The 13,407-nt window shown below is 53.0% G+C and carries 14 protein-coding genes; 9 read left to right on the plus strand and 5 right to left on the minus strand.

The annotated features are described in order from the left end of the window. Positions 1–98: 98 nt before the first annotated feature. The 7 genes from SD69_RS03720 (at position 99) to SD69_RS03750 (ending at position 6,758) form a co-directional block, all read left to right on the plus strand. Positions 99–1,187, plus strand: a complete 1,089-nt coding sequence (locus tag SD69_RS03720; RefSeq protein WP_052480861.1) for a sensor histidine kinase — start codon at positions 99–101, stop codon at positions 1,185–1,187. Positions 1,188–1,189: 2 nt separating this feature from the next. After that, positions 1,190–1,915, plus strand: coding sequence for a LytR/AlgR family response regulator transcription factor (locus SD69_RS03725; RefSeq protein ID WP_041522142.1), 726 nt, complete (start codon positions 1,190–1,192; stop codon positions 1,913–1,915). 75 nt (positions 1,916–1,990) lie between these two features. Further along, positions 1,991–2,935 (plus strand): hydroxymethylbilane synthase, encoded by a 945-nt coding sequence (hemC, locus tag SD69_RS03730; protein ID WP_041522143.1) that lies wholly within the window; start codon positions 1,991–1,993, stop codon positions 2,933–2,935. A gap of 8 nt (positions 2,936–2,943) precedes the next feature. Beyond that, positions 2,944–3,753 (plus strand): uroporphyrinogen-III synthase, encoded by an 810-nt coding sequence (locus SD69_RS03735; RefSeq protein WP_041524406.1) that lies wholly within the window; start codon positions 2,944–2,946, stop codon positions 3,751–3,753. Positions 3,754–3,859: 106 nt separating this feature from the next. Further along, positions 3,860–5,116, plus strand: a complete 1,257-nt coding sequence (locus SD69_RS03740) for a uroporphyrinogen-III C-methyltransferase (RefSeq protein WP_041522144.1) — start codon at positions 3,860–3,862, stop codon at positions 5,114–5,116. Continuing rightward, the gene (locus SD69_RS03745) at positions 5,113–6,408 is read left to right on the plus strand and encodes a heme biosynthesis HemY N-terminal domain-containing protein (protein ID WP_052480862.1); all 1,296 of its coding nucleotides are present in this window, start codon (positions 5,113–5,115) and stop codon (positions 6,406–6,408) included. Before SD69_RS03740 ends, SD69_RS03745 begins: the two co-directional genes overlap by 4 nt. Before the next feature lie 2 nt (positions 6,409–6,410). Further along, complete coding sequence (locus tag SD69_RS03750; protein ID WP_052480863.1) at positions 6,411–6,758, plus strand: cupin domain-containing protein; 348 nt, start codon at positions 6,411–6,413, stop codon at positions 6,756–6,758. A gap of 3 nt (positions 6,759–6,761) precedes the next feature. On the opposite strand, the gene SD69_RS17960 is transcribed toward SD69_RS03750, so the two are convergent. Continuing rightward, on the minus strand, positions 6,762–7,349 hold the full coding sequence (locus tag SD69_RS17960) for a CPBP family intramembrane glutamic endopeptidase (RefSeq protein ID WP_052480864.1): 588 nt from the start codon (positions 7,347–7,349) through the stop codon (positions 6,762–6,764). A gap of 733 nt (positions 7,350–8,082) precedes the next feature. Between SD69_RS17960 and SD69_RS03760 the strand changes: the two genes are divergently transcribed. Next, positions 8,083–9,879 carry a glycosyl hydrolase gene (locus SD69_RS03760; RefSeq protein WP_041522145.1) on the plus strand — a complete coding sequence of 599 codons (1,797 nt, stop codon included), beginning with the start codon at positions 8,083–8,085 and terminating at the stop codon, positions 9,877–9,879. Positions 9,880–9,958: 79 nt separating this feature from the next. On the opposite strand, the gene SD69_RS03765 is transcribed toward SD69_RS03760, so the two are convergent. The 4 genes from SD69_RS03765 to SD69_RS03780 form a co-directional block, all read right to left on the minus strand. Further along, positions 9,959–10,387: a GFA family protein gene (locus SD69_RS03765; RefSeq protein WP_041522146.1), complete on the minus strand. Its 429-nt coding sequence runs from the start codon at positions 10,385–10,387 to the stop codon at positions 9,959–9,961. Positions 10,388–10,512: 125 nt separating this feature from the next. Then, positions 10,513–11,346, minus strand: coding sequence for a 3-keto-disaccharide hydrolase (locus tag SD69_RS03770; protein ID WP_041522147.1), 834 nt, complete (start codon positions 11,344–11,346; stop codon positions 10,513–10,515). 186 nt (positions 11,347–11,532) lie between these two features. Further along, positions 11,533–12,162 carry a DJ-1/PfpI family protein gene (locus SD69_RS03775; protein ID WP_041522148.1) on the minus strand — a complete coding sequence of 210 codons (630 nt, stop codon included), beginning with the start codon at positions 12,160–12,162 and terminating at the stop codon, positions 11,533–11,535. Between the two features lie 238 nt (positions 12,163–12,400). After that, positions 12,401–12,793 carry an SRPBCC family protein gene (locus SD69_RS03780; protein ID WP_052480865.1) on the minus strand — a complete coding sequence of 131 codons (393 nt, stop codon included), beginning with the start codon at positions 12,791–12,793 and terminating at the stop codon, positions 12,401–12,403. Between the two features lie 198 nt (positions 12,794–12,991). Here SD69_RS03780 and SD69_RS03785 point away from each other — a divergent pair, with 198 nt between their 5' ends. Then, positions 12,992–13,381, plus strand: a complete 390-nt coding sequence (locus SD69_RS03785; RefSeq protein WP_041522149.1) for a septal ring lytic transglycosylase RlpA family protein — start codon at positions 12,992–12,994, stop codon at positions 13,379–13,381. Positions 13,382–13,407 lie beyond the last annotated feature (26 nt).

The following is a 13,407-nucleotide window of genomic DNA, read 5'->3' on the forward strand; positions in this document are numbered from 1 at the left end:
GCCCGGCCGCATCCGCTAGTATTCAGCAGAATAACACTGGCACTGCATCTCAGTGGCGGCATTATAGCCCATGGAAAAAACGGCAGTAAGGTATTGCTATGAGGAAACCGGCAAGACAGGCACAAACCGCGCTCAACGAGCGTGCGCCTACGCTTCTGCCCGAGCTGTGCAACATTGAGGCGTTGTTTATGCTGGTGGTGGCGGCCGAGCTGTTGGCGGTGCTGCTGAGCGCTGCCAGCCAAGGGTTGGCAGCGCTCAGCTGGGCCCATTTGGGGTTGGTGTCGGCGCTGGTGCTGTGGATTACGCTGGCCAGCGCCGGACTTATTTGTGCGGCGCGACCGCTGCTTGAACGCCTACCACGGCTATTTGCCTGGCTCGCCGCATACGGCGTTATTTTAGTCTGTGCCGGGGTGTTTTCGGCCACGGGCCAGTGGCTATTAAAAGGCATCGGGCGGGGCTTTTTTGATGGTTGGCAGGTGGCCACCCACGTACTGCTTGCGGCTATTATTGCCGGGATGTTGCTGCGCTACTTATATTTACTACAGCGCCTGCGCGAGCAACAGCAGGCCGAGCTGCGTGCCCGGATTCAGGCACTGCAGTCACGTATCGAGCCTCATTTTCTGTTTAATAGTATGAATAGCATTGCCAGCTTGATTGCGGTAGATCCGGATTTAGCCGAGCGTCTGGTCGAAGACTTAGCTGACTTGTTTCGCGCGGCGCTCAGCAAAACCAGTAAAGTGAGCGCCGAGCGCGAGCTGGCGCTGACCCGGGCCTACTTGCGTATCGAACAGTTGCGTTTAGGTGAGCGACTGCGACTTAACTGGGATGTAGCCACCCCGCCAGAGGATGCTGAGCTGCCTCATTTGCTACTGCAACCGCTGGTAGAAAACGCCATTTATCACGGTATCGAAAATAGCCGCACAGGCGGGGAGTTGGCGGTAAAGCTGCGCATAGAGGGCGGCGAGTTGACCCTGTCGGTATACAACAGCGTCGCGGAGTCGACCCAGGAGTCGCGCCGCGCGGGCAATAAGCTGGGGCTTGATAATGTGCGCCACCGGCTCTTGGCTTTTTATGGGGCGGATGCGCAGTTGACCATCGACGATCGTCCCGATTCGTTTTGTGTCACTATCTGGATTGGCGACATAAGACCGCGCCCTGGCTTACCCCGCGAGAAGAAAAAGGCCTAATTATGTTAGATGTGTTAATTGTCGATGATGAGCCGCTGGCGCGGGCCAGGCTCGGGCGAATGCTAGAGGCGCTGCCGGAGTATCGGGTAAGTGCCGAGGCCCCCGATGGTGAGGCGGCGTTGGCGGCGGTGTTAGAGCATGACCCGGATATCGTCCTGATGGACATCCATATGCCGGGCGATGATGGCTTAATGGCGGCACGCGCGATCAGTGAGCTGGACGACCCACCGGCCATCATATTTTGTACCGCCTATAGTGAGCACGCACTGGAGGCCTTTGCCACCAGCGCGGTGGGTTACTTACTTAAGCCTGTGCGCCGCGAGCAACTAGAGGCGGCGCTTGGCAAAGTCACGCAGCTTAATAAAATGCAGCGCGCCGCTGCTCAGGGTGCTAGTCGCCGCAGTAGCATCACCGCCAAAACCCACCGGGGGATTGAGCGTATAGCACTGGCCGATATTCGTTACTTTCTCGCCGATCAAAAATACGTCACGGTTTACCATACCGGCGGCGAGCACCTGCTGGATGCCACCTTAAAAGAGCTCGAGCAAGAGTTTGCCGGGCATCTGGTTCGGGTACACCGCAACGCGCTGGTTTCGGCGCGGCATATTTTGGCGTTAGAGCGTTGCCCTGAAGGCGGCTTGCAGGTGCGTCTGGCCGATACCGAGGTGGCCCCTCTGGTGAGCCGCCGCCACGCCAGCGATGTGAAGGCGCTACTAAAGCAGCTATAGCCCGTCCGGGTTTGTTGTGGTTTGATTTGTTATGATGGGGGCCGCGTTTACCTTCTAGCCAACATTGAGAGTGATATGAGTTCGAGCTCCCGCATCATTAAAATTGCCACCCGCAAAAGCTTGCTTGCCCTGTGGCAGGCCGAGTATGTTAAAGCCGAGTTGCTGCGTTATCACCCATCGTTAACCGTTGAACTGTTACCGATTAAAAGCCGCGGCGATAAGATTCTCGACGTTCCCCTGGCTAAAGTGGGCGGCAAAGGTTTGTTTGTTAAAGAGCTGGAGCAAGCTATGCTGGACGGCTCTGCCGATATTGCCGTGCACTCGATGAAAGACGTTCCGATGGAGTTTCCCGAGGGGCTGGGCTTACCGGTGATTTGCCCGCGCGAAGACCCGCGCGATGCGTTTGTCAGCAACGATTACCTCGACCTGGATTCTTTGCCCGCCGGCAGTGTGGTGGGGACCTCCAGCCTGCGCCGTCAATGCCAACTGCTAGCGCAGCGGCCCGATTTAACGGTCAAGTTTTTACGCGGCAATGTACAAACCCGGCTCGCTAAGCTAGATGCCGGCGAGTTTAACGCCATTATTCTGGCCAGCGCCGGGCTGTTGCGGCTCGAGCTGCAAGATCGTATCGCCAGCCACTTGAGCCCCGAGCAATGCCTACCCGCCGGCGGTCAGGGGGCCGTGGGCATTGAATGTCGCAGCGACGATCACGAGTTGATCGAGCTGTTGGCGCCGCTGCATGACCGGCTCACCGCCGAACGTGTCGGTGCCGAACGCGCGATGAACCGCCGCTTAGAGGGCGGGTGCCAAGTGCCGATTGGCTGCTACGCCGAGCATCGCGGTGATCAGCTGTGGCTACGTGGCCTGGTGGGTGCAGTAGATGGCAGTACCATGTTGTTTGACGAGATTACCGGCCCCGTGGCCGAGGGCGAGGCCATGGGCATTACCTTGGCGGAACGTTTATTGGCCGCCGGTGCCGATCGTATTTTAGCTGACGTGTACGGCCGCGAAATTCAGTGAGCGAGCTCGTGAGCGCGTCTTTACGGAGTCGTTACCGCGTTATCATTACCCGGCCAGAGCCTCAGGCGAGCCAATGGCAAAAGACGTTGGCGGATCAGAGCTTGGCGAGTGTTGTGGTGCCGGTGATGGAAATCGTCGCGCTTGACGATAGCGCGGCGCGCGAGCAGGTTAAGCAGCTGATACTCAATTTTGATCACTACCAAAAGGCCATTTTTGTCAGTCGCAACGCGGTCAGTTACGGCACCGACTGGCTCGATACCTATTGGCCCCAGCTGCCGGTGGGCATTACCTATTTTGCTGTAGGTAGCGCCACGGCACGCCAGCTAGAGCATGCGGATATTCCAGTCAGTGCATTGGGCCGGGAGGACTCGGCCATGAACAGTGAGGCCCTGCTCGCCGATCCCGCCTTGCAGCAGGTGGCCGGAGAAAAAATAGTCATATTTCGTGGCGTGGGCGGGCGCGATGTGCTGGCGCACACTCTGCGCGAGCGCGGGGCTCAGGTAGATTATTGCGAATTATACCACCGTCGGTTACCGACTGAGGCCGAATCGTGCTTGCTGAGCGTTTTACCCGCTGGCAACGGACAGTGGGATATACTCAGTGCGCACAGTGGCGAAAGTTTGGGTAACTTAACGCAGTTACTGCACAAGCATCCGGCTGTAGCCCGCGAAGCGTTTGCCTGCCCGTTGCTGGTGCCCGGCGAGCGGGTGGCCGCTCTGGCCCGTAAGGCGGGCTTTGATCACTTGTTAGTGGCGCAAAATGCGGGTGACAATGCCATGCTAGCCGCTTTAAACAGCTATATTGCCCTTAGGGGTTAAGTGTTAGCGAGGCCGCCTCGGTCAAATACCGGTGGTCGTCGCGCAGTACCTATTGCTACTACACAACCGCATGTGCGGTGGGCGCGAGTTATTTCAGGAGAAATTCATGGCGCAAGATCATTCCAGCGACAACAGTAAGCTACCCGTAGTGGGAGCTGATGAAACCGCCGCCGAGGCATCCGCGACGGATAAGCCCAGTGCAAAAGGCAGTGACAACAAGGAGGATAAAAGCAAAACACCTGACTCCGATACCCATAAAAAAACGCCCCCTCCTAAAGCCCACACCAAAGCTGTGGCGGCTAAAAAGCCACGCCGCTCGGCACTGGCGGTATTTTGCCTGCTCTTAATCGTACTGCTGGCCGGGGCCACCGCTTGGTTTGGCTGGCAAATGTGGCAACAGCTCACCCAGCTAGAGCGCGAGGTCGCTACCGGCAATGCGCCCGTGACCCAGCCCAAACCCTTTGATGCATCGGCCATCGAAAATGATATTAGTAATCTTAAGCGCCAATTGGGACAGCAAGGCCAAGTGTTGCAAACGCTGCAGGCCGAGGGTGATGATTCGTCACAGCTGAACAATTTGGCCCGCCAACAGGCTGCCATGGAGCGCCGCCTAGAGGCGCTGAGCGACACATCGCGAGACGACTGGAAGCTAGCCGAGGCCGCCTTCTTATTACGCTTGGCGAGCCAGCGTATGTTGATCGAGCACAACAGCTCCGAGGCGATCGCCTTAACGCAGGCCGCCGATACCATTTTGCGTGACCAGCAAGACCCAGATTTATTTGGCGTGCGTCAAACCTTGGCGCGCGAGCTAACAGCGCTAAAAATGGTAGAGCCAATTGATCGTGAAGGTTTGTACTCGCGGCTGCAGGCGCTGATTGAGCAAATTGGAAATTTAGATGAACTGGAGAGTTTTCAGCGCTCCTCAATCGGCCCCGACAGCTCTGTGGCCGCAGGCACAAGCGCCGATAGTGTTTGGCAAAAAATAAAAGCGAGTTTTAACCGCGCTTTTACCGCGCTTGGCAGTTATATCCGGGTACGCGATCGCGAGCAAAAAGTTACGCCGCTGTTGCCGCCTGAACAGCGATACTTTTTAACGCAAAACTTGCGCTTAATGCTAGAGCAGGCGCAACTGGCTTTACTGCGTGAACAGCCTCAGGTATACGAGCAAAGCTTAGATAAAGCGCAGCAATGGATCGCCGAGTATTTTGAGCAGAATAATCGCTCCAATATTATGCTGACGGAATTGGCTGAGTTAGAAGAAGAGCCCATTATTGTCGAGCTGCCGGACATTAATGATGCCTTGGGTCAGTTGCAGGCCTATATCGATAAGCTGCATAAAATTGAGGCGGGTGGCACGCCATGAAACGACGTTTAATCATATTGTTGCTGGTAATGGTCGCCGGCGCATTATTGTTTCAAATGATGCGTCACGATGGCGGTTATGTGTTAATTGCCTTTGGCCATAAAACCATAGAGATGAGCGCCTGGACCGGTTTGGTTATTTTGGCGCTGTGCTTTTTAGTGTTTTGGCTATTGTTGCGCGTGATTAATGTGGGGCGCAACGCAGGCAAGCTGCTTACCCGCGAGCGCAAATACTCGTCCCGGGCGCAATCTAAAACTATGGCGGCTTTAGTCGATTTTATCGAGGGCGATTGGTCGGCAGCACAAAAAAAATTAGTGCGTAGTGCCGGTAAGTCCGTTAGCCCGCAAGTTAATTATCTGGCCGCCGCACGCTGCGCTTATGAGCTAAAAGATTTTTCCGGCGCACTGGATTTACTGCATAAAGCCGAGCGTTCGCGTGGCAGTAGTGAGTTAGCTGTCGCGTTAACACAGGCGCGTATGCAGCTGGGAAGCCAGCGTTACGAGCAGTGCCTGGCTACCTTGAACCGTATTAAGCGCACCGCTCCAGAGCATCCGGTGGTATTAGATTTATTGGCGGATGTTTATTTTGCCCTGGATGAAATTGACGCGCTCGAGCAGCTGCTACCAAGCTTGCGGCAATTAAAAATTCGCCCCCCTGAGGCCTTGCGTGAGATAGAAATTGCCGTGTTTGAACGCCAGCTGGCACTGAGTACCCGGCCGGCCCGACAAATCAGCACGGGTGCCGAAGCGAGCAAGGCCGAGCTGGATGCGGTGTGGCAGCGCCTTGCTAAAAGTTTACAAAAAGAGCCCGCGCTTATTGGTGTTTATGCGGTGGAGTTGCATCGTTTGGGCTTCGATCTAGAGGCCGAGCCGCGTTTGGTCAGCGCCTTAAAGGGCGAGTGGCGTAGCGAGTGGGTGGCTCTATATGGTGAATTGACCGGTGCCAATATCACCGCGCAATTAAAAACGGCCCATAGTTGGCTTAAAACCCACGACGCCGATGCAGTACTGCTGTGTACGTTAGGAAAATTGAGCTTACGCAATAATTTGTGGGGGCAGGCGCGTGACTATTTTAAAGCGAGTCTCGATATCGCACCGTCAGCTGAGGTGTATGAATTACAGGCTCGCCTGCTGTTGCAACTGGGCGAGGTCGATGCCGGCAATGCCCTGTACCGCGAGGGGCTGGAGTTTAGTGCTGAGCGTGGCGCCGTCAATAAACTACCCAGCGGTTCAAAGCCGCAGTTGACTAAGCACCACTCGGACTTTGCCAGCAAGGGGCTCGATAAGCTGTGAGTATGGAAGAGCCGGGCGCAGGCGCCCCTCAGCCGTGCAATATCACGGCGGACATCCCCGAGCAGTTGCCTCAGGAGTTGACGCAAACTCTGTGTCATTCGACAGCCGTGCGCATCGAACGAATTGTGTCGCAAGGTCACGCCAGTGCGGTGGACGCTTGGTACGAACAAGATGAGCACGAATGGGTACTACTGTTAAGCGGTGGCGCGGTTTTACAGTGGGGCGATGGCTCAGAGCAGCCACTAGCGCCCGGTGATTATGTGTTGATCCCCGCCGGTACCCGCCACCGGGTTGCGGGGACATTGGCCAGTGAACCCTCGATTTGGCTGGCTGTATTTTTTAATCAGTAAGCGTTAGAGTTTAAGGACTGAGGCACGTGGCAATCCCAGCCACTGGGGGGCGTGCACCAATACCCACAGTGCGATTAAATCGTAGACGCCGTGCCAGACAATCACAAACAGGATACTATTGCTTAGGTAATACCCCGCCCCCAGTAATAATCCCATCAGCAGCGTTATACAAAAATAAAACCACGATAAAAAATGCAGCAGTGCAAAAATCAGTGAGGAAAGCCCCAGCCCAAGCCAGATATTGCTGTGGCCACTAATAAGGTTTTGCAAAAAAGCCCGAAACAGCAGCTCTTCGCCAATGCCAGCTAGCGCCGATATCACCACCATTTGCCATAAGGTTAGACGCGTAAATAATGGTCGTACCCGTTGCAGTGTCGCGAAGGTGTGACGTTGCATAAGGTTGCTGTAACGGTTGACGCCTGCGAGTAAAGTGTAGCTAAGTAGTGCTGCCATTAGGCCCCAGAGCCAGGCGAGAGATCCCATCTTGCCAAACTCAGAAGCGCCTTGTGGCAAAACCTGCAACAGTATTGCCGCGACACCCGCGATGCCGGCTTGAAATCCTGCCATGGTATAAAAAGAGGGGCGACTCATGGGGCGGTGTCCTGGGTGAGAGTGTTGTACAAACGGCGATCAGCTAACACTTTTGGCTTTAACAGCGCGTTATTCTAGCCTACATGGTAACGCCTTTTTAGGTGGGGACTCGATTGGCTGCGACAGAGATAAGTATGCAGAGCCCGCGGGCAGTTCAAGCCTGGGTGGTCGAGCGACTTTTAATCAGTCCGCCCCCTTCGCCATGGCAGCCGACAATTCATACAGTCGATTTCCGGTTTAACGCTCAGCGATCGGGAATAGTCCACCGCAGTAAATCGGCTTATCCAGTACTGAATTACCTACATTATTGGGGGTTGTTTGGCCGCAGGTAAGCAAATATTTTTTAATAACACCTGAAAGTTTTGAGTTTATCTCCTGCCTGTTGTGGTATCGATAACAAGGCTTTTGTTAAAAGCCATTGTCGTTTCAATTTCTTTTCGCGTATTTTAGTGCGCCATATTACGGCCCTGAAGTGTATAAGTGTGATTTGGATCTCTGACTGAGGAAGGCAGTAGCGGGATGATGGTGTTCGAAATGAAAACGGTTTCATCAATGAATTCCGCTTTGGTTTCGATAATGGAAGGCATAAGCGGCATAGACTGATTGGGTCGTTGCACTTGCGAATAATAAAGTTGCTTTCTTATTCACAAAGATTGTCGCCCAGTGGATACGCCCATTCACGGCGGATTTGCTTTCCAATAACGTTAATAACGATCTCTCATTGGAGGAGACCATGATAAATACCCTGATAAGACCCTGCTGCAAAGCAGCGTTAGCGGCAACGCTGGTGCTGAGTGGCGCTATAGCAAACGCGAGTACGGTGAGTGGTAATAACAATACCGCGGCTACTCTGACGATTCAAAACGATTGGGGCGGCGGTTATTGTGCCTCGGTGTTAATCAACAACGCTGGCAGTGAAGCGGTTAGCTCGTGGCAGTTAACGCTGAATACTAATGAATCTGATATTGGTAATTTATGGAACGGTAATCTAACGGGTAACACCGTTACAGCGATGTCTTACAACAGTCAGATCGCGGCGGGCGCAAGTGCCTCTTTTGGTTATTGTGCTACGGCAAATGGCGATAACTACTTGCCTGAACTTACCAGTTTGAATGTGACCGGCGGGAGTGCCAGTAGCTCAAGTTCCGTTATCAGCTCGTCAAGTTCTAGTAGTTCGTCAGTGTCTTCTGAGTCGTCCAGTAGTAGTTCGTCGTCGGAGAGTTCTGCATCCAGTTCGTCATCTTCGAGTACGGGGGCGATTATTCCCAATGCAGCCAGTAATGGTTGGCCTTATTGTCGCAGTGCTGATTCCGACCCGGACGGTGACGGCTGGGGCTGGGAAAATAATTACTCGTGCATCGTGTTTGAGTCGGCCGCGGATCCGGGCGCAGGTGATTTCCCCTATTGTCAGATCGGTGAGGCGCAAACTCCTTTGTGCGACAGCGACAATGGCAGTTGGGGGCTGGCTGAAGGCGAGGCGTGTTTATCCCGAAGTATGTGCCCTGGCATGAGTGAGAACCTTCAGGGAGCGATGCGTGATGAGCCGGTAAACCCGAATGCCGATATGACTACACGTACGGTGTATACGTATCTACAGTCGATTTGGGGCAACCATATGCTGTCGGGGCAAATGGATCAGACCTGGCAAGATGCGATCGACCAGTTTGCCCGTGTGCAAAACGACACTGGCCGTGCTCCTGCCATGATGGGCTATGACTTTATGAATTACGGTTTATATTGGAATGGTATCTCCGGATTAACACAAACAGAAGAGGCTATCGAGCACTGGAACCTAGGTGGCTTGGTGAGTTTTACCTGGCACTGGCGCGACCCGAATGCCGCCGACGGTGTAATTGGTGAGTTTTATACCGAGGACACCGACTTCACCATTCCGGTTGCCAATGGAGAGCTGGATACCAGCAGTACCAGCTTTGCCAATATCGAAGCGGACGTGGCCATGATTGCCGCCGAGCTGCAAGCGTTAGAAGACGCCGGCGTCTCGGTGTTGTGGCGACCCTTGCACGAGGCTTCTGGCGGTTGGTTTTGGTGGGGGCGTACCGACCGCAGCGACGGTGTTCCGCCGGCTTATGCGCAAGTACTTATGTGGCGCTATTTATACGATCGTCTGACGAACCATTACGGTTTAGATAATTTGCTGTGGGTGTGGAACGGCCAGCACGGCGCTTGGTATCCGGGTGATCAATATGTCGATATTGTCAGCGTCGATATTTACGACGGTAGTCAGAACTACGAGTCGCAAGTAGAGGCTTACCAGCTAACCAAAAATTATCCGCATGAGGCTAAGATGGTTGCGCTAAGTGAAAACAGCAATATTCCCGATCCGGATGCAATGGCCGCCGATAACGCCTGGTGGTTATTCTTTATGGTCTGGAACGACAGCGATACGGCTGAGGGCGTGAGCAGCTCATCTAATTTTTGGACGGGCGAATACTTTAATACCAATGCCCATAAAAGCCATGTTTACAATCACGAGCTGGTGATTACATTGGATGAGTTGCCTGAGTTTTAATCTCGGTCAACTATATTACAAGAAGCCCGCCCAGTGCGGGCTTTTTTATGGGTGTTTTTTACGATACGAGGGTGATGATTTAATCGTTAGAAAATAAAGCAAATACCTCCTCCCCGGTCATATTGTGAGTCTGGTTTGCAAAAGCGTAGTACTCGGGCTTTTCATCGATAAATACCTGATGATCAAATACAAGGCTGTCGAGATACTCAAAAATACCCGCCGCTACCAAATGTAGATTGTTGGGTTTTAAACGATAAAACAAATGGCTGCCGCAGCGTTTGCAAAAGGCGCGCTCAGCCCATTCGGATGAGTCAAACCGGCTTAGATTATCTTCCCCTTTAATGGTGAGCGATTCGCCGCAATCGAGGACCATCAGTGGCCCGCCGGACCATTTACGGCACATGCTGCAGTGGCAGGCGCCCACGCTGGTTTTAAGCGCGTTGGCGTGAATGGTTACCGCGCCGCATAGACAGCTGCCGGTCGCTTCGGTGGTATTAGGTGTTTCCATTGCTGACTCCCGTGACGTTAATGACGGGATTAAATATAGCAGTAAATATCGAGGTGCGAGGCGAGGCGTATGGGTTTGGGAGGGAAGCAGAGGCAGGTGAATGAACACCTGCCTCTGAAGACCCGTTAGTACTGGCAGGAGTCTGGGGCGTCGGCGATAAAGTAAGATTTGTAGTTAGTCGCTGTTTCATCCATACAGCCTTTAAGATTTAGCAGCTTAACCGAGCGAAACTCAATAGGGGCGCTCTCGGCTTGTAGGGCGACATAGCCTTCTGTTAGCGGTGTGCCATCGTCGAGTTGCATACCAGAGTAGCGAATTACCTCCTCACCTTCTACCCGGTGAATGGCAAGCTCGTTGCTGTGCACCTCAACTTCGGCGCTGACCCACTGGTCACCGTGGTAAGTCCCACTGGTGGATTCGATGATATGGTCGGTGCGCAGCTCGCCTTTGTAGACGGCGTGGCTGCCGGGGGTGACCAGATTCGAGGTGTGACGCTCATCTGTGCCATTGCCGCCAAGCAACTGCACTTCCATGCAGGCCGGGTAGCCCTGCTCGAGCGCCATGCTTTCGGGCGACTGTGCATGGTACATAATGCCATTGTTACGCCAGGCCCAGTCGGGGGCGCCCTCGGCTTGCTCTCCGACAAAACGGTACTCTACTTTTACCTTGTAGTGAGATAGAGGTTGGTTATAAAAAATATGTCCGTTACGCCCCTGAAAAGTATCGTACTCGTCGTAGTTAACAATTAACTTGTCGTCTTTAACCCCAAACGTATTCAGTGCGTTTTCACCTAGCGGGTAACCGGCAATTTTTATGGTCCAGTCGTCTAAGTTTTTGCCGTTAAAAATATCGACCCACTGCTCTTGCTCGGTTGCAGGTGGTTGATTGCTCGTGTGAGTGCAACCGCCAGAGAGTGCTGCGGCCAGGATAAAAAGGGCAAACGGAGTAAGTTTGGGCATATGAAGGTTCCTGTCTATTGTTATGGATTATCAAGTTTTTATAGGCGATAAAATTTTAGCCGATAAGTCGCTTAGGCGCGAGAGAAGGGCGACACCGCTTTCTAATAAATGGACAAATTTACAGTTGCTTACAGTCTTGCCCGTTTTTAGGCGTTGCGCTACGAGCATTGAAGCCTAGAGCGACACTTATGACGTTAACTCTTGTATATATTTTGCTGTGTTTGCTTGGCGGTGGGCGTGGCCATATACCTTAGAGGAGGGGTAATATTCAGCCTTCAGTTGGATGGTGGACGCTACTTCTACACCAAAATGGTCGGCGATAAACGCCAAGGTCATATCCATGCCGGCAGAGACTCCCGCAGACGACCAAATAGTACCGTCTTTTACAAAACGCTCTTCGATGGTTTCAACGGTGGGGTCTTGCTTTAGCTCGTTTAAAAACTCCCAGTGAGTCGTTGCTTTTTTTCCGCTAAATAACCCGGCTCGTTGCATGAGGTACATGCCGGTACAAATGGACAGAATAGCCTGACACTGCCGCCCCGCGCGCTGCATAAAAGCAATAACCTCGTCATCGAGCATGGCGCTACGTGCGCCACTACCGCCAGGCACGATCAATACGTCGGGTAGCTCTGCCTCACTGAAGTGACTGTCTGCCGAGAAGCGCATGCCGTGCTCACCAGAAGGTGTCATGCTATTTAGTGATATTAATCTGGGCGACTCGCACAAGCCGATCTCCGCGAGAAGGCCTATCAGCTCCCAGGAGCCAACCAGGTCCAACTCTTCGACCTTGTCATAAATAATAAAGTGTATTTTCATGTTTATGACCTCAAGGTTTTTCCCCTTTGGTGGTTTGGCGGTCGTAGGCGTGTGATGCTCAGATAAAATTTTAAACGCTTAGAAAAATTCACTATCGGCTATGGCGTTTGTGTCGTTTACCCGGCTCATCTACGCGCTAAGATAGCGACGTTTTTTTTCTATGGTTGAGTAGAGTTGTTGCGTGTCAGTATCTTGCACCGTCTTCAGGCGAGTACTTTTGTTGAGGTTAATGTTCACATTAGTTCTCAATTAACTGACGAATCGTGTTTAAGTCTTTTTCTACCAGACGTTTATCTTCATTAAATTGTTCGTCTGACATGGTGTCGAGCTGAAACAGGGTGAAGCTTAAGAGGCTACTATGGCCTTGCTCGATGACCCGCATGGGGTTGCTGAGTACGGCGCCCGATGAGAACCATATGCGATGATCCAGTACGCCAAAGTCATTGCGCTTTGCAAACTGAAATTGCGCCGGGCCGTCTGGGGTATCCACTTGCCACGTGTCAGTGTCTTTGCCGGGCTGTACTGAGGTAAAAAATGGCACCCAGCGAGGTAGGTTGCGCGCATCGCGCACAAAATCGTAAACCGTTGCAATCGGCGCGTTAATGTGGACCCAGAGCGTTTCGATATTCATGGCTAACATCCTGTCGTGGCTAAGAGCAGTATAATGACTCTTAAGCTTTTGCAAAATCAAGCCGTTGTCAGCTTTGCCAGTACTTTGGCCCGTATTCGTGCTTTGGCTGAATTTGGGCAAGTATTTGCGAGGTGCCGCGCAGATGGCGTGTTGTAGCCTGAGTATACTGTGGCTTAAACCTGAACCGCAAAAATCATTATGACGACTGCTATTAAATATTTACCCTTGGGGTTGCTACTTGCCATTGTGGGAGCCTGTAGCAGCGTTGAATCGAAAAGCCCTGAGCATTTGCTTGGCTACACTGAGCGAGGTGAAGCCTCGTTTTATGCGGCGAAGTTCCAGTTTCGTAAAACCGCCAGCGGTGAGCGCTTTAATCAGTTAGCCAAGACTGCCGCCCATAAAACCTTACCTTTTGGTACTAAGGTGCGCGTCACTAATCTCGAAAATGGTCGCGACATCGTGGTAAAAATTAATGATCGGGGCCCGTTTATCCAGGGGCGCATTATTGACTTGTCCCGCTCGGCATTCTCGGAGCTTGCTGATGCCAAGGTAGGGCTTATTGACGTTAAGATTGAGGTGGTACCTTAACTCTCTCTTGTTGATGATCGGGTGTA

Source organism: Gilvimarinus agarilyticus (assembly GCF_000832015.1).
Lineage (GTDB): Bacteria > Pseudomonadota > Gammaproteobacteria > Pseudomonadales > Cellvibrionaceae > Gilvimarinus > Gilvimarinus agarilyticus.

Excerpts from the sequence above, each read along its gene's own strand:
- SD69_RS03720 (WP_052480861.1), top strand. The coding sequence starts at position 99 with ATGAGGAAACCGGCAAGACAGGCACAAACCGCGCTCAACGAGCGTGCG.
- SD69_RS03725 (WP_041522142.1), top strand. The coding sequence starts at position 1,190 with ATGTTAGATGTGTTAATTGTCGATGATGAGCCGCTGGCGCGGGCCAGG.
- hemC (WP_041522143.1), top strand. The coding sequence starts at position 1,991 with ATGAGTTCGAGCTCCCGCATCATTAAAATTGCCACCCGCAAAAGCTTG.
- SD69_RS03740 (WP_041522144.1), top strand. The coding sequence starts at position 3,860 with ATGGCGCAAGATCATTCCAGCGACAACAGTAAGCTACCCGTAGTGGGA.
- SD69_RS03745 (WP_052480862.1), top strand. The coding sequence starts at position 5,113 with ATGAAACGACGTTTAATCATATTGTTGCTGGTAATGGTCGCCGGCGCA.
- SD69_RS03750 (WP_052480863.1), top strand. The coding sequence starts at position 6,411 with ATGGAAGAGCCGGGCGCAGGCGCCCCTCAGCCGTGCAATATCACGGCG.
- SD69_RS17960 (WP_052480864.1), bottom strand. The coding sequence starts at position 7,349 with ATGAGTCGCCCCTCTTTTTATACCATGGCAGGATTTCAAGCCGGCATC.
- SD69_RS03760 (WP_041522145.1), top strand. The coding sequence starts at position 8,083 with ATGATAAATACCCTGATAAGACCCTGCTGCAAAGCAGCGTTAGCGGCA.
- SD69_RS03765 (WP_041522146.1), bottom strand. The coding sequence starts at position 10,387 with ATGGAAACACCTAATACCACCGAAGCGACCGGCAGCTGTCTATGCGGC.
- SD69_RS03770 (WP_041522147.1), bottom strand. The coding sequence starts at position 11,346 with ATGCCCAAACTTACTCCGTTTGCCCTTTTTATCCTGGCCGCAGCACTC.
- SD69_RS03775 (WP_041522148.1), bottom strand. The coding sequence starts at position 12,162 with ATGAAAATACACTTTATTATTTATGACAAGGTCGAAGAGTTGGACCTG.
- SD69_RS03780 (WP_052480865.1), bottom strand. The coding sequence starts at position 12,793 with ATGAATATCGAAACGCTCTGGGTCCACATTAACGCGCCGATTGCAACG.
- SD69_RS03785 (WP_041522149.1), top strand. The coding sequence starts at position 12,992 with ATGACGACTGCTATTAAATATTTACCCTTGGGGTTGCTACTTGCCATT.